This window comes from Actinoplanes sp. GCM10030250, assembly GCF_042666575.1.
GTDB lineage: Bacteria > Actinomycetota > Actinomycetes > Mycobacteriales > Micromonosporaceae > Actinoplanes.
This window is the reverse complement of the sequence record NZ_JBHTDO010000040.1, coordinates 15,593-37,420: the sequence shown is the minus strand read 5'-3', so window position 1 is coordinate 37,420 and position 21,828 is coordinate 15,593. Positions and strand designations below refer to the sequence as shown.

Annotated in this window: 15 protein-coding genes; 7 read left to right on the top strand and 8 right to left on the bottom strand. The window is 70.7% G+C overall.

What is annotated here, in order from left to right; genetic code table 11:
* Positions 1–21: 21 nt before the first annotated feature.
* The 3 genes from ACFQV6_RS36470 to ACFQV6_RS36460 form a co-directional block, all read right to left on the bottom strand.
* Positions 22–918: a TolB family protein gene (locus ACFQV6_RS36470; RefSeq protein ID WP_378032250.1), complete on the bottom strand. Its 897-nt coding sequence runs from the start codon at positions 916–918 to the stop codon at positions 22–24.
* The gene (locus ACFQV6_RS36465; RefSeq protein ID WP_378032249.1) at positions 915–1,463 is read right to left on the bottom strand and encodes a GNAT family N-acetyltransferase; all 549 of its coding nucleotides are present in this window, start codon (positions 1,461–1,463) and stop codon (positions 915–917) included. Before ACFQV6_RS36465 ends, ACFQV6_RS36470 begins: the two co-directional genes overlap by 4 nt.
* Before the next feature lie 86 nt (positions 1,464–1,549).
* Complete coding sequence (locus ACFQV6_RS36460) at positions 1,550–3,445, bottom strand: ricin-type beta-trefoil lectin domain protein (RefSeq protein WP_378032248.1); 1,896 nt, start codon at positions 3,443–3,445, stop codon at positions 1,550–1,552.
* Positions 3,446–3,771: 326 nt separating this feature from the next.
* Between ACFQV6_RS36460 and ACFQV6_RS36455 the strand changes: the two genes are divergently transcribed.
* From ACFQV6_RS36455 to ACFQV6_RS36440, 4 genes are all read left to right on the top strand, one after another.
* Positions 3,772–5,985: a ricin-type beta-trefoil lectin domain protein gene (locus tag ACFQV6_RS36455; RefSeq protein WP_378032247.1), complete on the top strand. Its 2,214-nt coding sequence runs from the start codon at positions 3,772–3,774 to the stop codon at positions 5,983–5,985.
* A gap of 147 nt (positions 5,986–6,132) precedes the next feature.
* The gene (locus tag ACFQV6_RS36450; RefSeq protein WP_378032246.1) at positions 6,133–7,116 is read left to right on the top strand and encodes a LacI family DNA-binding transcriptional regulator; all 984 of its coding nucleotides are present in this window, start codon (positions 6,133–6,135) and stop codon (positions 7,114–7,116) included.
* 84 nt (positions 7,117–7,200) lie between these two features.
* The gene (locus tag ACFQV6_RS36445; protein ID WP_378032245.1) at positions 7,201–7,704 is read left to right on the top strand and encodes a hypothetical protein; all 504 of its coding nucleotides are present in this window, start codon (positions 7,201–7,203) and stop codon (positions 7,702–7,704) included.
* Positions 7,705–7,776: 72 nt separating this feature from the next.
* Entirely contained in the window at positions 7,777–8,499 is a 723-nt protein-coding gene (locus ACFQV6_RS36440; protein WP_378032244.1) for a GAF domain-containing protein, read from the top strand.
* Positions 8,500–8,527: 28 nt separating this feature from the next.
* On the opposite strand, the gene ACFQV6_RS36435 is transcribed toward ACFQV6_RS36440, so the two are convergent.
* On the bottom strand, positions 8,528–9,364 hold the full coding sequence (locus tag ACFQV6_RS36435; RefSeq protein ID WP_378032243.1) for a phytanoyl-CoA dioxygenase family protein: 837 nt from the start codon (positions 9,362–9,364) through the stop codon (positions 8,528–8,530).
* Positions 9,365–9,417: 53 nt separating this feature from the next.
* On the opposite strand from ACFQV6_RS36435, the gene ACFQV6_RS36430 reads away from it, so the two are divergent.
* Positions 9,418–10,437 carry a LacI family DNA-binding transcriptional regulator gene (locus tag ACFQV6_RS36430; RefSeq protein ID WP_378032242.1) on the top strand — a complete coding sequence of 340 codons (1,020 nt, stop codon included), beginning with the start codon at positions 9,418–9,420 and terminating at the stop codon, positions 10,435–10,437.
* A 16-nt stretch (positions 10,438–10,453) separates the two neighbouring features.
* Here the strand turns inward: ACFQV6_RS36430 and ACFQV6_RS36425 are convergent, their stop codons facing one another.
* The 3 genes from ACFQV6_RS36425 to ACFQV6_RS36415 all read right to left on the bottom strand — a co-directional run bounded on the left by ACFQV6_RS36425 (position 10,454) and on the right by ACFQV6_RS36415 (position 14,836).
* Positions 10,454–11,668, bottom strand: a complete 1,215-nt coding sequence (locus tag ACFQV6_RS36425; RefSeq protein ID WP_378032241.1) for a cellulose binding domain-containing protein — start codon at positions 11,666–11,668, stop codon at positions 10,454–10,456.
* A gap of 57 nt (positions 11,669–11,725) precedes the next feature.
* Positions 11,726–13,096 carry an FAD-binding oxidoreductase gene (locus ACFQV6_RS36420; RefSeq protein ID WP_378032240.1) on the bottom strand — a complete coding sequence of 457 codons (1,371 nt, stop codon included), beginning with the start codon at positions 13,094–13,096 and terminating at the stop codon, positions 11,726–11,728.
* Positions 13,097–13,222: 126 nt separating this feature from the next.
* Entirely contained in the window at positions 13,223–14,836 is a 1,614-nt protein-coding gene (locus tag ACFQV6_RS36415) for a xylulokinase (protein ID WP_378032239.1), read from the bottom strand.
* 481 nt (positions 14,837–15,317) lie between these two features.
* On the opposite strand from ACFQV6_RS36415, the gene ACFQV6_RS36410 reads away from it, so the two are divergent.
* Together ACFQV6_RS36410 and ACFQV6_RS36405 are read left to right on the top strand one after the other, a co-directional pair.
* The gene (locus ACFQV6_RS36410; protein ID WP_378032238.1) at positions 15,318–15,494 is read left to right on the top strand and encodes a hypothetical protein; all 177 of its coding nucleotides are present in this window, start codon (positions 15,318–15,320) and stop codon (positions 15,492–15,494) included.
* A gap of 197 nt (positions 15,495–15,691) precedes the next feature.
* Complete coding sequence (locus ACFQV6_RS36405) at positions 15,692–17,506, top strand: HEXXH motif domain-containing protein (RefSeq protein ID WP_378032237.1); 1,815 nt, start codon at positions 15,692–15,694, stop codon at positions 17,504–17,506.
* A 10-nt stretch (positions 17,507–17,516) separates the two neighbouring features.
* On the opposite strand, the gene fxsT is transcribed toward ACFQV6_RS36405, so the two are convergent.
* Positions 17,517–21,827, bottom strand: a complete 4,311-nt coding sequence (fxsT, locus tag ACFQV6_RS36400) for an FxSxx-COOH system tetratricopeptide repeat protein (RefSeq protein ID WP_378032236.1) — start codon at positions 21,825–21,827, stop codon at positions 17,517–17,519.
* Position 21,828 lies beyond the last annotated feature (1 nt).

The following is a 21,828-nucleotide window of genomic DNA, read 5'->3' as shown; positions in this document are numbered from 1 at the left end:
TGACGTCATTGCGTAATGGCGTCATTCTCCGCCATTGGTGTTCCGCTCCGGATACTCCACGTATGCGAATCGGGTGCTGTCCGGGGACCAGCTGTTGACGTTGATGGTGCCCTGGCCGCCGGGCAGTTTCGCGACGGTGCGGGGCGAGTCCCAGGCGTCGCCGTCGACCAGGCGCAGCTCCACGGGCAGGTCGGCGGGGTGGCCGGTGGTGCCCGGCGGGTAGCTCAGGTAGACGGTGCGGGCGCCGTCGGGCGACGGGTGGGGGAACCAGTTGACCCGGTCGTCGGTGGTGAGCCGGTGCATGTCGCTGCCGTCCGGGCGGATCCGGGCGATCTGCGCGTGGCCCGGTGCGGTGCTGAAACGCTCGGTGTTGAAATAGATCCAGTCGCCGGCGGGGGAGTACTCCGGGCCGTCGTCGGGACCGCCCGGCGCCGGGGTGAGCGGCGTGGTGGCCGAGCCGTCGGTGGCCATGGTGAACAGGGATCCGGCATCCCAGCGCTGGTTCTCGATCCCGACGTACGCCAGGGTCGTCCCGTCCGGGCTGACACCGTGCAGGAAGTGCATCAGGCCGTCGTCGGGGGTCACGCGGCGCCCGGGGCCGCCGTGCAGCGGCGCCTCGTAGATGTGCCCGTCGTTCGCGCTCAGGAAGATCGTCTCCGAGCCGGGCGCCAGGACGTGGTCGTTGTTCAGCTCGGGCACGCCCTCCAGCGGGATCTGCCGCGGTGGTGCCGAGCCGCCGGACGGCAGCCGCCACAGCAGACCGTCCCCGTTGAGGATCAGATCGCCGCCGGCGGACCAGTTCGGCGCCTCGAACAGCACGGCGGAGTCGGTGTGCACCACGGTCGCGGATTCGCTGGTCAGGTCGTACACAAGAATCCGGCACCGCTGTCCGTGGGTGAGCTTGCGTGCGTAACTCATCGCCCGCCCTCCGGGGTGCGGCGTTCGCGGATGACGTCCGTACCCGTCTCGCCGGCCGCCTCCGCCGCACTCTCCACCCGCGCGACCTCGGCGAAGCCGGCCTTGATCGCGACCGCCGCCGAGGCGCCGTTCGCCACGTCATGGCGGATGGCCACCCGCTCGACGCCCGGCAGCGTGAACGCCACCCGGGTCAGTGCCTTCACGGCCGCGGTCATGTGGCCGCGCCCGGCACAGGCGGTCCGCATCCAGTAGCCGATCTCCAGCACGCCCGGGCCCATCCTGGTCATCAGGCCGATGCCGCCGGCGAGGTCACCGCCCGCGGTGAAGATCGCGTAGTTGAACGTCTTCCCCTCGTCCCACTCCCGCAACGAGGTCGCGATGAACGTGCGCGACCCCTCGGCGTCGTAGGAGTCGGTCGCCCACGGCAGGAACGGCTTCAGCTCCGGCAGCGACTCACGAACGGCGGCGGTGGCCTCGTCCACCCAGGCCGGGTCCCACCGCCTCAGCACGACGTCACCGGCGGGAATCATCTCAGGCGGCTTCATGATCTGACAGCTTTGCCGCCCGCCGGTGCCGTGGCAATGCGATTGCGGCGGTGCGGGCCCTCGGCCGGAGGGCCCGCACCGGGACATCAGGCCCGCGTCCACTTCTGGTTGGCGGCGCCGGTGCAGTCCCAGAGGTGCAGCAGGGAGCCGTTGGCGGTGCCGCGGTCGGCGACGTCGACGCAGCGGTTGGCGGCGGTGTTGACCAGGTCACCGGCGGCGCTGAGGGTGAAGCGCTGGGCCGCGCTGCCGTTGCAGGTGTAGAGCTGGATCGCGGTGCCGTTGGCGGTTCCGGCGGCGGCCGCGTCCATGCACTTGCCGAGGGAGCGTACGGAGCCGTCGCTCGCGAGCTCCCACCGCTGGGCGGCGGTGCCGTTGCAGTCGTAGATCTGCAGGCGCGCACCGTCGGCCGGGTTGGCCGAGGGTACGTCGACGCAGCGGCCGCTCGCGGCGGACCGCAGGACGCCGGTGTTGCCGGCCGGGGGCGTGATGTTCACGTCGTTCCAGACGTAGGTGCCCACGGTCTTGGCCGGCAGGGTGCTGGTGAACTGCTGCCCGCCGGCGCGGAGGGTGAACGACTGACTGGCGGTGCTGCGGTTGACGACGACGGTGACGAGGCTGCCGTCCGGGTTGAGGAACGCCACGTTGGTGACGGTGCTCGCGGAGCCGTTGTTGGTGTCGACCCGCTTGGCGCCGCGTTTGACGAACTTGGAGAACTGGGCGGTCAGGTAGTACTCCGGCAGCGCCCACACGGTGTCGGCGCTGGACGGGCTCTGCACCAGCATGGTCGGGTCGGGGGAGCCGGACCACTTCTCCGGCTGCCGGTTCTGGTCGAGCATGGTGACCCAGTTCTGGTACATGATCGAGTGGTTGCGCAGGTAGTCGACGATCCGGTTGGCGCCGGTGGTGCCCCAGACGGCGCGCTCGGTCATCGCGACGTCCTTGGCCGGGTAGCTGTTCTTGACCTGGCCCATCGTCGACGGTTCGCCGGAGTAGTCGTGGAAGGCGAGACCGTCGACGGCGTTGTAGGCGTCGGTCGGACTGCCCGGATTACCGAGGACACCGGCGACGTACGAAAGTCCCTCCGCGAAGTTGTGGTCGAACGCCCAGATCTTGGTGGCGCCGGCGCCGTTGGCGTTGAACTCGGCGCGCATGGCGACGGCGAGGCGGCGTTCCTGGTCGGCGGAGATCAGGGTGCCGGGGTAGTCCGGCGGTGAGTACAGCGGCTCGTTCTGCAGGGTCACCGCGTGCACGGGCAGGCCCTGCGCGGCGTACGCCTGCACCGCCTTGCGGTAGTAGGCGGCGAGCGTGGGCACGTGCTGGTCGAGCAGGTTGCCGCCGATCAGGCTGTTGTTCGACTTCATCCACGCGGGCGGGCTCCACACGCTGGCGAAGATCAGCAGGTTCGGGTTGATCGCCCGCGCCTGCTTGAGCACGCTGATGATGTTGTAGTCGATGTCCTTCTGGATGGAGAACCGCGACAGGCCGGGATCGGCAGTGCCGTCGTTGTAGGTGTAGAACGCCCGGCTGGTGAAGTCGCTGGCGCCGAAGGCGATCCGGGCGACGTTGAAGCCGGCACCCGTCTGCGGGTCCACCAGCAACCGCAGCGTGCGCTCCCGGGCGGTGGCGCTCATCCGGGACAGGTTGTAGATCGTGGACTCCTCCAGGGAGGATCCGAAGCCCAGGACGCTCTGGTACTGCTGAGCGGTGTTGGCGGTGATCGTCGCCGTGCCGCCGGCCGCGGTGACCGGGACGTCGGCCTGCTGCGAGAGCTTGTACGGCGTACCCGCCAGGCCCGTCGCGGGGTTGGTGTACCAGTTGCCGTTCACCGGCTCGAAGCCCGCGGTACGTGACTCGGAGCTCCAGTAGACCTGCACGGACGTGGCCGCGGCGGCCTCACCGGCCGTGCTGATGACACCGGCCAGACCGGCGGTCACCGTCATCGTGGCGGCGGCGAAGGTCGCCACCCGGCGGCGTGCTGTCACGACGTGTCTCCCTCTTCGAAGGTGCGGCGCAGTTCCGGCGCCGTAACGGAAACGAAACACCGTTACATCGGAGAGTGTCAACATCAACTCAGCAAGTTGAGGTTCCGGAACTGGCATCTACGCCGCATCGCGTTCCGGAACTGGAAACTGTTGACACTCTTATCTGTAACGGTGTTTCGTAGCGTTACGGCGGCGCCGCCCACAGTCCGGCGGCACCCGCGGGCGCCCGGAACCGTGATCCCCGACGGCTCCCGGCGCAGCTCCTCCGTACGAAAAAGCTGTTCGTCCGTACCGAAAAAGGCCCGTTCCAAAAAAGGGAGTCCCCGATGCCCGCATCCCCGCGGCGCCGCCGCTTACGCCCCAAGATCTTCGCCGTCGGCCTGTCCGGCGTCGTGGTCGCCGGCCTCAGCCTGGCCGGCATCACCAGCGCCTTCGCCGCCTCGGCCGGCTCGCTCGTCGGCGCGGCCAGCGGCAAGTGCCTGGACGTGGCGAACAACTCCACCGCCGACGGTGCCGCGGTGCACATCTGGACCTGTTACAGCACGGTACCCAGCCAGACCTGGACCCTCGCCGACAACGGTACGGTCCAGTCGCAGGGCAAGTGCCTCGACGTGGCGAACAACTCCACCGCCGACGGCGGCACCGTGCACATGTGGTCCTGCGTCGACGCGGTGGCCACCCAGAAGTGGTCGCTGAACGCCGGTGGCGCGCTGGTCAACCAGGCCAGCGGCAAGTGCCTCGACGTGCGCGAGCGCGGTACGGCCGACGGCACCCGCCTGCAGATCTGGGCGTGCGGCGGCACTGACAACCAGCGGTGGACGCTGACCGGTGGCGGTACGCCCCCGACCACCCCGCCGACCACACCGTCCAACCCGGGTACGCCGGTGACCAACCCGGACCTGGGCCCGAACGTGTCGGTGTTCGACCCGTCGATGTCCGCCTCGACGATCCAGAACCGCCTCAACACGGTCTTCAACCAGCAGGTGACCAACCAGTTCGGGCAGCAGCGGTTCGCCCTGCTGTTCAAGCCGGGCACCTACAGCGCCGACGCCAACGTCGGGTTCTTCACCCAGGTCGCCGGGCTGGGCCTCACCCCAGGGCAGACGGTCATCAACGGCCGGGTGCACGTGGAGGCCGACTGGTGGCCGGACGGCTCGCAGAACGCCACCCAGAACTTCTGGCGTGCCGCCGAGGGCCTGGCGGTCAACCCGACCGGCGGCGCGGACCGGTGGTCGGTGTCGCAGGCCGCCCCCTACCGGCGCATGCACGTGCGCGGCAACCTGGCGCTCTCCGACGGCGGCTGGTCCTCCGGCGGCTGGATGTCCGACACCAAGGTGGACGGGCAGATCAACTCCGGGTCGCAGCAGCAGTGGATCACCCGTAACTCGCAGATCGGCAGCTGGACCGGCTCCAACTGGAACCAGGTCTTCGTCGGCGTGCAGGGCGCACCGGCCAACAGCTTCCCGAGCCCGCCGTACACCACCATCGGGCAGGCGCCGGTGGTCCGGGAGAAGCCGTACCTCTACGTCGACTCGGCGGGCGCCTACCGCGTCTTCGTCCCGGCGCTGCGCCGCAACTCGGCCGGCACCACCTGGGCGAACGGCAACCCCGCCGGTGAGTCGATCTCGCTGAGCGACTTCTACATCGTCCGCCCGGGTGACAACGCGGCGAACATGAACGCCGCGCTGGCCGCCGGCAAGAACCTGCTGGTGACGCCGGGCGTCTACAACATCAACCAGACCATCAACGTGACCCGCCCGAACACGGTCGTGCTGGGGCTGGGACTTGCCACGTTCGTACCGCAGAACGGTGTCGTCGCGATGCGCGTCGCCGACGTCGACGGCGTGAAGGTCGCGGGTGTCCTCTTCGACGCCGGCACCACGAACTCGCCGGTGCTGATGGAGGTCGGCCCGAACGGCTCGGCCACCGACCACGCCGCGAACCCGACCTCGCTGCACGACGTGTTCTTCCGCATCGGCGGCGCGATCGCCGGCAAGGCCACCACCAGCCTGCTGATCAACAGCGACGACGTGATCGGCGACCACACCTGGATCTGGCGTGCCGACCACGGCAACGGCGGAACGGTCGGCTGGAACATCAACACGGCCGACAACGGGCTGACCGTCAACGGTGACGACGTCACGTTCTACGGGCTGTTCGTCGAGCACTACCAGAAGTACCAGACCATCTGGAACGGCGAGAACGGGCGCACGTACTTCTATCAGAACGAGATGCCGTACGACCCGCCGAACCAGGCCGCCTACATGAACGGGTCGACGCAGGGGTGGGCGGCGTACAAGGTCGCCGACTCGGTCAACAACCACCAGGCCTGGGGCCTCGGCTCCTACGCCTACTTCAACGTCAACCCGTCGGTGGTCAACGCCCGGGCCTTCGAGGTGCCGGTCAAGCCGGGCGTGCAGTTCCGCAACATGGTGACCGTGTCGCTGGGCGGCACCGGCACGATCAGCCGGGTCATCAACAACACCGGTGCCGCGGTCAACACCGGGCACCAGGTCACGTACCTCACCAGCGGTCCGTGATCGTACGGCTTCCCCAGGCCCGCACCGCCGTTCCCGGTGGTGCGGGCCCGCCGTTATGCTCGGCGCGGTGATGGCGGCGGTGGAACCGCGGTATCGGCGGCGGTGAACCGCGGTGATGGCGGCAGTGAACAGGGAGCTGGGAGCGTTGTGAGACGAGCGTCGGTTCGGGATCTCGCCGCCCAGACCGGCCTGTCGATCGCCACGGTCTCCCGGGCGCTCAACGGTCAGGCCAACGTCGCCGAGCACACCCGGCAGAAGGTGCTGGAGGCCGCCGGCCAGAAGGGCGGGCAGGCGACGTCCCGCGTGGTCTACCTGCGCTGCCCGTATGTGCTGACCGATTACTTCGGGCTGATCGTGTCGTCGGTCGCCGAGGCGGCCGAGCTCCACGGCTTCAGCGTCGTGCTCAACGCCGGCGAGGCGGCGCGCAACAGCGACGTGCTCAGCAGCCTGCCCGACCGGCCCGGCATCGACGCGGCGATCCTCATCCTCCCGCCGGAGCCGGCCTCGGCGCTGACGGCCCTGCGGGACCGGCGCTTCCCGTTCGTCGTGGTGGACCCCCGGGTGTCGCCACCGCGCGACGTGGTGGCGGTGTCCGCCGCCCACTTCGCCGGTGCCCGCGCGCTGATGACACACCTGGTCGAGCTCGGCCATCGCCGGGTGGGCATCATCGGCGGGCCCCGCGAGTGGCTGGTGAACGACAACCGCCTCGCCGGGTACGTCGCCCCGCTCGCCGAGATGGGACTGCTGCCGGCCCCCGAGCTGATGCGCTTCGTCCCCGAACCCAACGAGGAGAACGGCTACCACGCCGCGCGGGAACTCCTCGACGTCGCCGACCGGCCGACCGCGATCGTGGCGTTCAACGACAAGATGGCTGTCGGAGCGACGCGCGCGGCCGGCGAACGGGGCCTGCGGGTGCCGGACGACGTGTCGATCGCGGGATTCGACGACATCGACGTCAGCCGTGCGATGCAGCCGATGCTCACCACGGTGCGCCAGCCCCTGGCGGAGATGGGCCGGATGGCCGTCACGCTGCTGTCGAGGCTCCTGGAGCGGCACGAGCTCGACGCCCTGCACGTGGAGCTGGCCACCGAGCTCGTCGTCCGCGGGTCCACGGGGCCCGCGGCGGTCTGATTCCCCGCCGGACGATGCCGGCGCGGGTGACATCCACGCGGTCGGCTCATGCGGCCGGGAACGCCGGTGACTAACATTCAGGTTGTGGAACGCAGCGAAGAGTCCGCCGAGCTGAGCCGCCGGGAGCACCGCGTGTCTGAGCGGGAGAGGCTCGTTGCGGAGCGGGAGAGGCTCGTCGCGGAGCGGGAGAGGCTCGTCACGGACAAGGAACTGCTCGCCGCCGACAGGGAACTGCTCGTCGCGGACAGGGAACTGCTCGCCGTGCACCGCGACGATGTGGCCGACCAGCGTGATATCGACTTCGAGACCCGGATGAGCAGGGCGACTCTGCGGGATCGGCACATCGGTGACCGGGCGGCCGATGCCGGTGCCCGGGAACGCGGCATGGACCGGCGATCCGAGGCGCAGGACGACCGCGAGAGCCGGGCCGATCAGCGTGAGGCCGATGAGGTGCGGCGCGCCGCCCTGGCCGATGAGCGTGACCGGACCGCCGACCGGCGAGACCGGCAGGCGGACGAGCGGGAACGTGCGATCGGCCGGGGGGAGATCGACGAGGAACTGCGCTCCTGGGACCAGCAGGACCACTGACCGGGGACCAGCGGAGTGATCCGGTCCGGAACGGGTATCCCGGCGCCTCATCGATCGGCACCGGGAGAAGAGATGGCAGAGTCGCCGCGCGCTACCGACCCGTACCCACCGGCGGACGGCGCCCTGGTGACCGCCATGATGGCCCTGGCGGGCACGCCGGATCACTCGCCGGATGTGGACGCTCAGCTGGCGGCGATCGCGAACCTCACCGTCGAACGGGTCGCTGTCGCGGCATATGCATCTGTTACCGCATTGCGCGGCAAGGCCTATACCACCGTGGCGGTGAGCGACGACCTGATCCGGGCCGTCGACGCGGCGCAGTACTCCGACGGTGCCGGCCCGTGCCTGGACGCCTTGGATCGGGGGTCTCCCGTCGGCGTACCGGATATCGGCACGACCGTGCAGTGGCCCGGATTCCATGAGGTGGCGCCCCGGCTGGGCCTGGCGGCGTCGGTCTCCGTACCGCTGTTCGCCGGGCGTGGCAACGCCGTCGCCGCCCTCAACGTGTACGGTCACGACCGCGCCGCGATGGCACCCCTGATCGCCGCGATATGTGCGGTGCACGGGCGGGACCAACGTCAGGCGGCCGAATTGGACGTCGGCGGAACGGAGCTGGTGGCCGGCTATGTCGAGGCACTCGGCATCCGCGCCACGATCCGGCTCGCTCTCGAGATCATCCGATCCGAGAACCGCTGCGGTCCGGATGACGCGTACCTGAGCCTGTGCGCGGGGGCCGCGGAAGCTCGCACCGACCTCGGTGCGGCAGCGGCGAAGCTCGTGGCCCGTGACCTGTGAGCCGTGAGCGGTGAGCTGGTGAGCGCGGTCAGGCGTCGCCCATCACCAGGCCCTCGATGGTGTGCTTCTGCGTGATCGGGGTCAGCCGCGGCACCACCGGGCAGTGCAGGTGGGCGCGGACCTGGTCCGGCAGCGAGGCCCAGTAGTCCTCGGTGACCGCCATCGCGTGCTTGTCGCTGTTGCCGGCGCCGGCGGCGTCGACGCCGAGCACCAGGACCGGCCGGGACAGCTGCGAGTGATTGGCGGTGCCACGATGGATGGTCAGCGCCGAGCGGGCGGAGATGTCACCGCGCTGGGGGTATTTACGCACGGCGCGGCCGGCGAAGCCCTCATACCGGGTCTTCGGCGGGAACATGCCGTGGTGGAAGTCGGGCTCGTCGTCGAACTGCGTCCCCGGGGCGATCTCGAACGGGCCCATGTCGTCGGTGGTGTCCACAGCGGTCAGGTTGAACGCCAGCGAGTTGAGCCGGCGCTCGGCGCGGGTCACCTCGGGCATCGGGAAGTCGCGGTGCCAGGGCTGGTTGACGGCGCCGGCGAACGGTGTGTCGAAGCCGAGCTCGACGATCTCGTAGTCGGGGCCGAGCACCGCGGTGCAGACCGCGTCGACCCACGGGTGGGTGACCAGGTCGGCGAAGCCGCGCAGCTGCTCGGGGTGGATCTCCACGTAGTAGCGGTGGGGGCCGCGGCCGACCGCTCCGCCGGGCCGGTCGATGGCCTCGGCGAACGCGGCCTCGATGTCCTCGCGCATGGCGTCGGCCCAGGCGACGCTGAACGCACCCGGCAGCGCGGTGATGCCGTCGGAGTAGATGGCGGTGCGTGCCTTCTCGCCGGCCTCGGCCCAGTCGATGTCCGTGGAAGTTGTCATACTCCCCATGTTGCAACGTTGCATGCCACGTTGCAAGGGATAGGCTGCCACCCATGAGTGCCACCTTGCGGGAGGTCGCTGAGCGCGCCGGTGTCTCCGTGCGGACCGTGTCCAACGTGGTCTCCGGCTTCGCGCTCGTCGCACCGGAGACCCGGGCCCGGGTTCAGCTCGCGCTCGAGGAATTGCGATACCGGCCCAACGCCGCCGCCCGCCACCTGCGCGGCGGGCGCTCCGGACTCGTCGCGCTCGTCGTGCCGGAGCTCTCCACACCGTATTTCGGCGAGCTGGCCGGCCACTTCGCGGACGAGGCCGACGCCCGGGCGCTGATGCTGCTGGTCCAGCAGACCGGCGGCGACCCGGCCCGCGAGCGGGAGCTGCTCGACGGCGTGCGGGGCCAGGTCGTCGACGGCCTGATCATGAGTCCCTGGGGCCTGTCCCCGGCCGAGCTGCGCCGCGACCCCGGCGCCGCGCCGCTGGTGCTGCTCGGTGAGCAGGACGCCGACGGGCGGCTCGACCACGTGGTGGCCGGCAACGTCGCCGCGGCCCGCGAGATGACCCGGCACCTGCTCGGTCTCGGGCGCACCCGGATCGCCGCGATCGGCCCGCAGCCCCACCTGCACAACGCCACGGCGGCACGCCGGATCGAGGGTTACCGGCAGGCGCTGGCCGAGGCCGGGCTGACGCCCGGCCCAGAACTGGAGATTCCGGTCGACCGGCTGCACCGCGCCGACGGTGCGGTGGCGATGCGGCACCTGCTGGATTCCGGTACGCGGTGCGACGCCGTCTTCTGCTTCAGCGACCAGCTGGCCCTCGGCGCCATGCACGCCGCCGTGGAGCGAGGGCTGCGGGTGCCGGCCGATCTCGCGGTGGCCGGCTTCGACGACATCGAGGACGGCAGGTATGCGAACCCGCCCCTGACCACCATCTCACCGGACAAGGCGGCGATCGCGCGGGCGGCGCTGGACTGCCTGACCACGCGGCTGGACCGCGGCGCCCAGGAAAGCGCGCCGCGGACCATCGTCGTCCGGCACCGGCTGGAGATCCGCGCCAGCACGGACGCGGCCGCCCGCTAGCGCCGGGCCCGCGAGGTCAGCCGGTGGTGCAGGGCAGGCCGTTGAGCGTGAACGCGGTCGGCGCGGGTGCCGGAGCCGTCCAGGTGCCCTGGAAGCCGACGGTGCGGCTCGCGCCCGGGGCGATCGAGGCGTTCCAGTTCACGTTGCGCAGGGTCACGGCGGTGCCGTCCTGGGCGTACGAGGCGTTCCAGGCCGACGTCACCCGCTGGTCACCGGCGAGGGAGAACCCGGCCGTCCAGCCGCTGACCGGCACGGCTCCGGTGTTCGTGATCGTCAGCGAGGCCACGAAGCCGCGGTTCCACTGTGCGGTGTTCTCGTAGCTCACCCGGCAGGCGGGTGGGGGCGGCGGCTGGCTGGAGGGCGGGCCGCTCGTCGGGCTGGTGGAGTTCACGGTCACCGTGTTCGAGGCGATCGACACGTTGCCGGCGGCGTCGCGGGCCCGGACGTAGAAGACGTTGCGGGTGGCGGTCAGTGCCGCGGTGTACGACGTCCCGGTGACCGTCGCCACCAGGCGCGAGCTGAACCAGCCGTCGAACCAGTACACGTTGTAGCCGGTCACACCCACGTTGTCGGTTGACGGTGACCAGCTCAGATCGGCGCTCGCCGGTGTCTCCGCGGTGACCGTCAGCCCGGACGGTGCCTGCGGCGGTGTGGTGTCACCGGTGTCGGAGCGCGGGGTGACCACGGTGACCGTCTCGGAGGACGCCGAGTAGTGGCCGACGTCGTCGAACGCGGAGACCCGGAAGCTGTACTGCGTCGCGGGGGAGAGGTTCGGGATCGTGACGGTGGTGACGTTGCCGACCTTGGTGAGCCGGTACACGTCGTCGAACGCCTGGCTCCAGACGACGTCGTAGCCCTCGACGCCACAGCAGCCGGGCCGCGAGGCGGTCCAGCTCAGCGTCACGGAGTTCGCCGTGACCGAGGTGGCGGTGAGGCCGGTCGGTGCCGTCGGTGGCTGCGGCGACTTGGACGGGGTGGGCATCGTGAAACTCGGTGACGCCGAGCCGGACGCCACGGCGGCACCCGGCAGGGCGGCACCCGGCAGGGCGGCACCAGGCAGGGCGGCACCAGGCATGGCGCCGCCCGGCACGGCGCCGGCGCGGGGTGTGGCGGTGCTGCCCTGCGCGTCGGTGACGGTGAGCAGGCCGGCCAGGGTCATGGCGGCCGTGACGGTGACGGCCACCAGCAGCCGTCTGCCGGATGGTCTGGTTGCGGAAGGTGAGGTCGACATGACCCGAGCGTGCAAGGAGCATTCACGCGAGTCAATGTCATCTCATGGCGGGACGGCTCAGCCGATCAGGGCGGGCACCGCGGAGGCGAAGACGTTGCCCGGGTCGTAACGGCGTTTGGCCCTCAGCAACCGGTCCAGATTCGCACCGTACGACGCGCGGGCCCGCTCGTCCTCCTCGGGACCGAGCAGGTTGGGGTAGCCGCCGGGCAGCGCGATCGGGTCCAGTGCCGTCACCACCGAGCCGGCCCACGCCCGGTGCCGCTCCGGCGTCTCACCGGGCGTCCACACCGCGATCACCTCGGCCACCTGGTGCGGGGTGCGCAGCGCGAAAGCCGTGGCGGCCGGGTCGACCCGGGCCGCCGCGCCGTGGAACCGGTTGACGATCAGTGCCGAGTACGGCGACGGCAGCGCGGCGGCCCCGGCGATCAGCGCGTCCGCGGCAATCGGCGACATCTCCGGGAACCAGCGGCTGCGCAGCAGGTAGGAGTTGCGGTCGGAGATGTTGCCGTCGAACATCGCGAGCGCGGCCGGGTACGGCACGGGTCCCACCTGATCCACGATCGGGTGCCCGAGCGACCGCAGCCGGGCCACCGCCCGCTCGCCGGCGGCCAGGTCACCGGAGGACCAGAACGGGCACAGGAACGGCAGCGCCCGGCCGTCCGGGCCGGGCAGGAACCCGCACATGACGGTGAGCTCGTCCGGAGCCTCCGCGACGATCTCGGCGTAGCCGGCGAGGACGGCGGCGGACTCCTCGAACGGGAACATCAGCATGCCGGCGAGCACGGCCGGCAGTTCGTGCAGCCGGTAGCGCAGGCGGGTCACCACACCGAAGTTGCCGCCGCCACCGCGCAGCGCCCACCACAACTCGCTGTCACCGTCCGGCCCAGCTTTCACGGTCGAGCCGTCGGCGAGGACGACGTCGGCGTCCAGCAGGTTGTCGAGGGCGAGCCCGGCCCGGCCGATCAGCCCGCCGTAGCCGCCGACGGTCGTGAGCCCGGCCATGCCGACCGAGCTGACCACGCCGGTGGCGGCAACCAGGCCGTGCGGGGTGGTGACGGCGAGCAGGTCGGCTGCCGTCGCGCCGCCGCCGACGGTGACGGTCCGGGCGGCGGTGTCCACGTGGGCACCCCGCATGCCGGTGAGGTCGACGACCAGGCCGCCGTCGCGCAGGGCGCGGCCGGCCCAGTCGTGCCCGCCCGCCCGTACCGAAAGGGGCAGTCCGGCATCGGCCGCCGCACTCACCGCGAGACTGACCTCGGCCGCGTCCGCGCAGCGGGCGATCACGGCCGGACGGCTGGTCACGGCGGCGTTCCAGACCCGCCGGGCCCCGGCGAACGCGCCGTCGCCGGCCACGATCAGGCGTTCGCCCAGGTGCTTGCGCAGCAGGCGGATCGCGGTGTCATCGGTGGCTGCGCTGGTGGCACTCATGCCGTCCCCCGGGATAGGCGTCGATGGCACGGCGACCGTACCCCGATGCTCACCCAGCGTGCCGTCGTGAACACGACTCGGCAGGTGTGGTGGTGCCGGCACCACTGCCCGGCACCACCGCCCCGGTCAGCTGTTGTCGACGGCCGCCTTCTGCACCGGCAGCGCGGCCACGTAGCGCTCCATGAAGGCGTCGAAGCCCGCCACGTCGGCCGGATCGGGTTCGGCCGTGTCCAGCCGGGCGTCGCCGAAGACCGAGGTGGTCAGGAAGTCGTCGAGGCTCTGCCCGGGCCGCCGGCCGGTCACGAACGCGGCGAGGACGGCGATGCCCCAGGCGCCGCCCTCGGCGGCGAGGTCACCGACCGAGACCGGCGTGTTGATCGCGGCGGCGAGCAGGCGCTGCGCCACGCCCTCGGTCTTGAACAGGCCGCCGTGCGCGAACATCCGGTCCAGCCGCACGGACTCGGCCTTCTGGAGCACGTCCATGCCGATGCGCAGGGTGGCCAGGGCGGCGTAGAGCTGGGTGCGCATGAACGTGGCGAGGGTAAGGTCGCTTCCCGGCGTACGGAAGAAAAGCGGTCTTCCCTCGTGCAGCCCGGTGATCGGCTCCCCGGAGAGGTTGTTGAAGGCCATCAGGCCGCCGCCGTCAGGCGCGCCCTCCAGCGCGGACCGGAACAGAGCCTCGAAGACGGTGGAGCTGTCTCGCCCGGCGCCCAGCGCCGTGGCGAACTCGGCGAACAGGCCCGCCCACGCGTTCAGCTCGCTGGCGCCGTTGTTGCAGTGCACCATCGCCACCAGATCACCGGCCGGCGTGGTGACCAGGTCGATCTCCGGGTGCACCCGGCTCAGCTCACCGTCGAGCACGATCATCGCGAAGATGCTGGTGCCGGCGCTGACGTTGCCGGTGCGCCGGGCCACCGAGTTGGTGGCCACCATGCCGGTGCCCGCGTCACCCTCCGGCGGGCACAGCGTGGCACCCGGCTGCAGGGTGCCGCTGGGGTCCAGCAACGTCGCCCCGGCCTCGGTCAGCGTGCCCGCCGCCTCACCGGCGGGAAGCACGGCCGGCAGCAGCTCCCCCAGCTTCAGCGACAGGCCACGCCCGGCGACCAGGTCGTCGAACTGGCTCAGCCGCCGCGCGTCGTAGCCGCCGGTGGCGATGTCGATCGGGAACATGCCGCTGGCGTCACCGACACCGAGCACCTGGCGGCCGGTCAGCTTCCAGTGCACGTATCCGGCGAGGGTGGTCAGGTGGGCGAGGCGGCCCAGGTGCTCCTCGCCGTTCAGCACGGCCTGGTACAGGTGGGCGATGCTCCAGCGGTGCGGGACGTTGTAGCCGAACAGCTTGCTGAGCTGCTCGGACGCGTCACCGGTGTTGGTGTTGCGCCAGGTGCGGAACGGCGTCAGCAGCTCGCCGTCCGCGTCGAACGCCAGGTAGCCGTGCATCATCGCCGAGACACCGAGCGCGCCCGTGGTCCGCAGCTCGGTGCCGTGACGGCGCCGCACGTCCTCGGCCAGCGCGGCGAAGCACGCCTGCAGGCCCGACCAGACGTCGCCCATCGAGTACGTCCAGGTCCGGTCGACGAACTGGTTCTCCCAGTCGTGGCTGCCGACCGCGATCGCCGCATGGTCCGGGCCGGTCAGCACGGCCTTGATCCGGGTCGACCCCAACTCGATCCCAAGCGTCGTGCGGCCCTGGTCGATCGCTTCGCGCACACCGGCCGGGCGTGCATCCGTGTCATTCATCGTCACGTTGTACCTCAATTCCTGCGGGGTACGGGAGCGGCACCGCGCAGAGCGGCAGAACTTGCGTGTGAACGCTCACCTAAGGCACCGGGAGTCGGTAGCGGAATGACCCGTCGTCGAGGATACGTATCGCGGTATGGGCCGCCCAGCGGGAGTTCCCCGGCGATGCGGCCCGTGCCACGGCGAACGCGAACAATTCCGGCCGTGCACGAGTCCGTTCCGCGCCGTTTGCGGTGACGCTTTCCCGCCCCGCGCGGACGTCCGCGCGTACGCCGTCCGTGGCCACCTTTCATCTCCGGCTCGGTGACTGATATCGTCCCTGCCCTGTGCGGTTCCGTGGCGTTCAGAGAGCGCTGTAACACACCGCATGGTAAGATCTGAAAGAATCCGATTTGTCCGATTTGAGACATATTCGTAAGAAGTGTGGGAGTGCGCGATTCCCTCACCTCTGGCGAACCTCTCGCGCGAGAAGGACTGGGCCTTGGACGAGTGGCCGGACGGGGTCGACACCGACCTACCTGACTTGCGCGGGCTGGGTTTCGACGAGCTGCGCCCGCAACAGCGGGACGCTTTGGAACCCTTCAAAGAGATCCTCCTCAGTCAGGTGGAACGGCCGCGGATCAACCTGGGCAGCGGCCCGCCCGGTCGCGCTGACTGATCGTCGCTCTGACTGAGCCTTTTTCAACGTGGCGAGGGCCTCGCTTGCCGGCGCTGGACAACGGCCCGGCAGGCATCGGGCCCGATGCCAGGTTGAAAATGGCTCACTGATCCGACGTCCGCCGAACCGTCACCAGGGAAAGACACCGATTTCTGATGGATTCGAACCGGGAACCGCGGGATCTCACGCGGCACCGCATGCCGAGTGAGTGGCTGTCCACGCTGGCTTCCGGTGAAGGATCCTCGGAGATAACCCGCTTCTTCTGGGAGACCGAGCGCAGCCGTCGCTTTCTGCTCGTCAGAACGCTGATGGAGACGATCGAGAAGGACGACTCGCTCACCGAGCACCTGCCACCGGTGAGCGCGGTCCGGGACGTGCTGAAGGCGGCATGGCATGCGGCGCCCGAAGCCGTCAACGCTCTGTTGCTCGACCCCGGCGTGGGTGGCGGCTGCGCCTATGCCCTTCGCCGCCTCCGTGGCGGCGCTCGCAGCGGCGCCCCGCTCTGGCGCGACCTCGCGACTCTGTACTCCTTCGCACTGCTTGCGGCCGCCCGGGCCGGCCTCTCCTGGTCGACCCCGCTCCCGGCCCGCGACGGTGCGGTCATGCTCGTGACCCTTGGACTGGCCCGGCTTCCCGGCCCGGCTTCCCACACGTTCGTCGAGGCGAGCACCGAGGGCGGCCGGATCCGGTTGACGGCGGGCGATCATGAGTTGCTGGTGCCGGACGACGAGACCGACATCGAGCCGGACGGCGCCGGCATCGGCTGGTGGGCACTTCGGCGGGTGACGGTCGGCGGTGATCTACCGCTGACCGTCTGCCTCGACGACCTGGACCCGTTCCGGGACCTCGCCGATCCGGTCGCCGCCGCCCGGCTCGACGCCGAAGCCTTCTCCCGCTGGAGTGAGCTGCTGACCGAGGCGTGGGAACTGCTGTGCCGCGACCACCGGTCGTCGGCGGAGGCGATGGTCGACGGCTTCGTGACGCTGGCGCCGCTCAAGCACGAGCAGGGCTGGGACACGCGCAGCGCGTCGAACGGCGAGGCCTTCGGCAGCGTCATGGTCTCCGAGCCTCCGGACGCGGTGACCCTGGCGGTGTCGCTGGTACACGAGTATCAGCACATCACTCTCGGCGGTCTGCTCCATCTGCTGCAGCTCACCACCGCGGACGACGGGACGCTCTACTACGCGCCCTGGCGCGACGATCCGCGCCCGCTGCCCGGCCTCGTCCAAGGCGTGTACGCGTTCTACGGGATCGCTCGCTTCTGGCAGGAACGTGCGCGCGCCACCACCGGCGCGGATGCTCAGCATGCCCAGTTCGAGTTCGCCTACGCGCATCGCCAGATGCAGGACTCCCTGCGGCAGGCGCTGGCCGCCCCCGGCCTGACCGAGCAGGGGCGCCACTTCTTCACGATGCTGCGAGACAGCATGACGAAGTGGACCGGCGAGCCCGTCGACCCGGCGATCGCCGGCCTGGCCACGCTCACCGCCGACAGCCACCAGATCGGCTGGCGGCTCCGGCACTTCCACCCCGAGCCGCGAGAGGTCGAGGCTCTGGCCCAGGGCTGGCTCACCGCCCAGGCATCGGCGCCCACGGTGCCCGGGCCCGCGCGGCTGGCCGTCCATCCGAGCCTCCGCTGGAACCAGCGCATGCCGGCCGTCACCAGGCGCTCGGTCACCGCGGAGGGACGAGGCGCGCCGAAGCCGCCCGGTGACCAGGTCTCGGCCGGCGAGAACGCGCTCGTCCAGGGTGATTCCGCCGCCGCGCGGTCGGCGTTCCTCTCCTGGTTCGGTGCCCAGCCCGGCGTCCCCGCCGGCCTGGGCGCGCCGGCCGACGACGAGGCGCGGGCCTGGGTCGGTCTGGCACTCAGCTCGGCGGACACCCCGGCGGCCGGGGTGCTGGCCCACCGGCCCGATCTGGTGCGGGCTGTCTGCGCCGAGCTCAGGGCGGCCGGGCACACGCCACCGCCGCCCGACGTGGCGACGTGGCTCGCACCCGTGGTCGACAGGCGCTAGCGCCTCCCGGTCAGAACTGCATCGGGTCCACGTCGCAGTTCGCCCGGGCCCGGTCGCGGGCGGCGGCGATGGCGGGATGGTGAGCGCCGAGAACGCGGATGTAAGCGTTGATCGTGTTGTCGAACAGGGTCGTGCCCTCCTCCTGAGATCCGAGCGCGGCCAGGTCGAAGGCGAGGTTGAGCGAGCAAGCCAGCGTGGAGGGGTGCTCCGGGCCGATGAACTGGTCCGCCTGGCGCAGCATCGCCGCGTCCAGGTCGTGTGCCGCCCGATGGTCGCCGGTGGCCGCCAGTGCGCTGGCCAGGTTGATACCGCAGGTGATCGTCAGCATGTGGTTCGGGCCCAGCACCCGGGTCAGCGTGTCGAAGGCGGCCTGGTGGTGCGTGACGGCCTCCGCCGTCCGGCCCATGAGCCGCAGAACGATGCCGAGGTTGGTGCGGGCGCACAACGTGTACGGATGATCGGTGCTCAGGGTCGCGTTGTACGCGTCGATCGTCTCCGTCGCGAGTGTGCGGGCGCGTGCGAGATCGCCCGTCTCCCGTACGTCCACCGCGAAGTCGAGAGTGGCGGCGATGGCATCCGGGTGATTGACGCCGAACCGGTCCTGGAACCGGTTCATCGTGTCCTCGGCCAGTTTGTAGGCGTTCTCGTGGTCGCCGGCCCGCCGCCGGGCCACCGCCAGGTTCCGGGCGATCCGGATGGTTTCCAGGTGCCCGGTGCCGTACTTGTTCGTGTACCGCTCGTAGAGCTGCTCGACCCAGTGGCGTGAGTTGATGTACTCCCCGCATTCTCGCTGGTCGATGGTCAGGTTGTTGAGCGTGCGCAGTGTCTCCGGGCTGTCGCTGCCGAGTGCGGCCACCCGGCGCTGATAGGTGTCGGCGTCGATTTCCCGTGCGGTGCGGAACTCGCCCGTCAGCCGCAGGCTGATGCCCAGATTGTGCGCCGCCGCCAAGGTGGCCGGATCATCCTCGCCGAGGCTCCGCCGCGCCCGCTCGAACGCCTCCAGGTCGATGTCGCGTGCGGCGGAGAACTGACCGTTCGTCCGCAGCGCGATACCCACCATGTTCATCGCGTCGATGGTGCCCTCGTCGTTGGGCCCCGCAGTCTCGCGGTACTGGTCGAGGGCCGAGCGCCAGATCTGCTCCGCGGTCGGGAAGTCACCCTCGATCCAGGCGTAGTAGCCGAGCCACTTCGCCGCCTCCAGCGTCTGTGAGTAGCCCTCGCCGAGCCGCTCGCGCCAGTCGTTGTAGACGTCGGTGGCCAGCTTGCGGCCGCTGGGGTAGTCGCCCCAGTAGAAGAAGTACCGCATGAGCTTGAGCACCAGCACCCGCGCCCAGTCGTCCTCACAGCTGGACGCGTTGGAGGCGGTCAGGTGCGAGGCGAGGGACTGGTAGGGCAGCCACTGCTCGGAGTCGCTGGGATCGCCGAGTTTTCCGCCGGCCAGAAGGATGTGCGCGATGTGCTCGATCTTCAGGCGCCGGTCGGCGGGGATGCTGTCCTGGAGCACGCGCCGTACCAGGCGGTGCAGCTGCAGGGTGTTGGCCTGGTGGTCCACCCGGGCGAGCACGTAGCGCTGGATGTCGCGGATGGCCTGGCTCAGGCGGGTGGGGTTCTGGAACGCCTCGTCCAGCTCGGCGGCCACCTCGGTACCGACGCCGCGTACGCCCTCGAACAGGAAGCGGTCGATCGGCTCCGGCGCGAAGAACGAACAGACCTGCAACAGTTGCAGCGCCGCCGGGTTCTCCAGGGCCAGACGGTCGAGCGCCACGTTCGCGGCGGCCGCGACCGGGATCTCGTACCCGGTGGCCAGATCCGGCGCCGTCAGTTCAGCCCGCTTCTCGTTGAGCAGCCGCAGGTACTCCCCGATCGACATACTGGTGGCGAGCAGCCAGGCCGCGGCATGCTCGATCGCCAGCGGGAGATCGCCGAGCGCCTGGGCAAGGCGGTCGGCATCAGCCTGGTCGAGCTCCGGATTCCGGCGCTTGAGCAGCCGGATGCTCTCCTGCCGGGTGAAGACGTCGACCTCGAGGGACTCGGCGAGCTTGTTCCACGCCTGATTGCGGGACGTGATCAGCACCTTTCCCGTCCCCGACTCGGGAAAGTAGTCGCGTACCGTCTCGGGCGTCTCGGCGTTGTCGAAGACCAGCAGCCACTTGCTGTGCGGGGTACCGGCCCGCAGCGCCGCACGGACCCGGGGTACCGCTGTGCTCACCTCGTTGCCGATGTCCAGGCCCAGCCGGTTGCCCAGTTCGATCAGCGAGGCCAGGATCTGCGCGGGCTGCTCGGACGGGATCCACCAGATCAGGTCGTACTCGTCGCGGTGAAGGTACGCGTACTCGATGGCGATCTGGGATTTACCCACGCCGCCCTCACCGTGCAGCGCCTGCGGCAGGACCGCGGTCACGCTCTGCGTCCGCAACCTCCGCTCGAGTTGCTCGAGCAGCGCGCGGCGCCCGGTGAACACGGGGTTGCGGATGGGTACGTTGCCCCACACCTTGGGGCCGGCAGTCGGTGCCTGGCCACCGAACATCTCGTGCAGCGACTCCAGAGCGCTGTCGACGGCCAGTATCGGCCCGCCTGGAATGTTCTTGGCCGGCGGTGGAGCGGTCGGCTGCCCGGTCGGCGTGTCGCCGGGGAGTGGCAGGTCCGGTTGACTGGGCATGGGCTCACCGTTCCTCTCTGTGCGATCGGGCTGCGGGTCCCCGTCAGTGGAGGGGGAAGGGGACTCCGCTTGTGGCTCTCGTCCCTGCTCGACCGCGGCGATCGCGTTCCGCAGCCGGCGTGCCCGGGCGACGTACGGGCCGGAGAGTGCGTTCAGCACGGCCAGTTCGATCCGGGCCATCGCCAACGTCTCTCTGGTGACCTGCGGTTCCCAGGCCGTCTCCGCGGCGGTCAGCGTGCGAGCCAGGGCCAGGCCCGTGGTTCCAGGATGCCGCTGATGGGCGGCGATCGCCTGCAGAACCCGGGCAGAGTCCGCACGAGTGGCACACCCGAGGAGGGTTTCGCGTACGTCCGGATCGAACTCGAGGGCCGTGCCCGCCTCGTTGGTCACGTGCACCAGGTCGCTGGTCAGCAGTTCGGCGAGGTCGGCCGGGACCGATTCGGGCAGCAGGGTTCGCTGGAGGCGGTGCAGCAACGGCAGTTCCAGCGGCGCGGCCGCGAGGAGCGTGGCCAGCCGGAACGCCAGGGGCGACGCGACGCGCTGAAAGCGGCGCACGGCGGCCGCGGCGCCGGGCCGGGGGACATCGTCCGCCTCCGGCCGGGCTCTCGGGCCGACGGGGTGGATCAGTGCGTCCAGCCACGTCGGCGGGCCGGTGACCAGCGTCGTCCACCAGCGCATCCAGCGGTGGCTCAGCTCCAGCACGGGCACCGCGAGCGCATCCCGCGGGTACGGCGGGTCGAGCGGATTGGACAGCTCGGCGTGGTGCACCTGCAAGGCGGTGTTCGGTGCCGCGGCCCGCGGGGCGCGGATCCGGCACCGGCGGGGTGTCAGGTTGCCACGTCGCCACTGAGCCTGCGGAAAGGGATTGACGATCGCCAAGGGCCCGGAGGCACCCCACAGCCGCAACAGCTGGTCCATCGCCGATGTGCGCCACAGCGAGCTGATCCCGTCGGTCACCACCAGGAAGATCTGCCGGCGCGCCGGGTCCAGCAACTCCGCGGGGCTGCGTGTGCCACCCGTGGGACCGCGCAGTCGCGGTGATCCGCCGGGGCTGGACAGGAGGAAGGTGCGCACACCGCGGAACGCGCCGTGCCTCTCCAGCATCACCCGGAAGGCCGCGGCGGTGGGGCGCCACACCGCCATGGAGGGCGTGTCGTCCACGATCAGAGTCAGGCCGAGCCACCGGTCCTGCACCGGCCGGAAGCGCGGGAGCCAGACTCCGGAGTCAGCCGCGAAGTCGGCGGTGGCCTCCTCGTCCGGCTCGGCGTCGGTGGCCGAGCTGACCTTCCGCTGGAACGGTTTGAGCGCCCTGGCCAGCAACTGGCCCGCCGGGAGGGCGGCCAGCAGCGAGGGGTCGCCGGTGTCGTCGATCTCGGCGTGCCCGGTGGCGAGCTGCCGGCGGGACGGCTGCGCCGCTGCGCGTGGCTCGTCCGGGGGCGGCGGTGGACGTGTCGGCCGGTCGGCCGGCCCGGAGCCGGTCAGGCCGGTGCGGTCCGCGATCTCGGCGGGTGCGGCCTCCGGGTCCGGGGCCGCCGGCTGTGTCCGAGGGCTTTCGTACTCGCCCATCGTGGCTGCCAGCCAGACCGCGTCCGCGATGTGATGCCAGTCCGGCGCGGGCCCGCCCGGTGGCGTGCGCGCCCGTTCCGAGTCCGGCCCGCCCATG

Excerpts from the sequence above, each read along its gene's own strand:
- ACFQV6_RS36470 (WP_378032250.1), bottom strand. The coding sequence starts at position 918 with ATGAGTTACGCACGCAAGCTCACCCACGGACAGCGGTGCCGGATTCTT.
- ACFQV6_RS36465 (WP_378032249.1), bottom strand. The coding sequence starts at position 1,463 with ATGAAGCCGCCTGAGATGATTCCCGCCGGTGACGTCGTGCTGAGGCGG.
- ACFQV6_RS36455 (WP_378032247.1), top strand. The coding sequence starts at position 3,772 with ATGCCCGCATCCCCGCGGCGCCGCCGCTTACGCCCCAAGATCTTCGCC.
- ACFQV6_RS36440 (WP_378032244.1), top strand. The coding sequence starts at position 7,777 with ATGGCAGAGTCGCCGCGCGCTACCGACCCGTACCCACCGGCGGACGGC.
- ACFQV6_RS36435 (WP_378032243.1), bottom strand. The coding sequence starts at position 9,364 with ATGACAACTTCCACGGACATCGACTGGGCCGAGGCCGGCGAGAAGGCA.
- ACFQV6_RS36430 (WP_378032242.1), top strand. The coding sequence starts at position 9,418 with ATGAGTGCCACCTTGCGGGAGGTCGCTGAGCGCGCCGGTGTCTCCGTG.
- ACFQV6_RS36425 (WP_378032241.1), bottom strand. The coding sequence starts at position 11,668 with ATGTCGACCTCACCTTCCGCAACCAGACCATCCGGCAGACGGCTGCTG.
- ACFQV6_RS36420 (WP_378032240.1), bottom strand. The coding sequence starts at position 13,096 with ATGAGTGCCACCAGCGCAGCCACCGATGACACCGCGATCCGCCTGCTG.
- ACFQV6_RS36415 (WP_378032239.1), bottom strand. The coding sequence starts at position 14,836 with ATGAATGACACGGATGCACGCCCGGCCGGTGTGCGCGAAGCGATCGAC.
- ACFQV6_RS36405 (WP_378032237.1), top strand. The coding sequence starts at position 15,692 with ATGCCGAGTGAGTGGCTGTCCACGCTGGCTTCCGGTGAAGGATCCTCG.
- fxsT (WP_378032236.1), bottom strand. The coding sequence starts at position 21,827 with ATGGGCGGGCCGGACTCGGAACGGGCGCGCACGCCACCGGGCGGGCCC.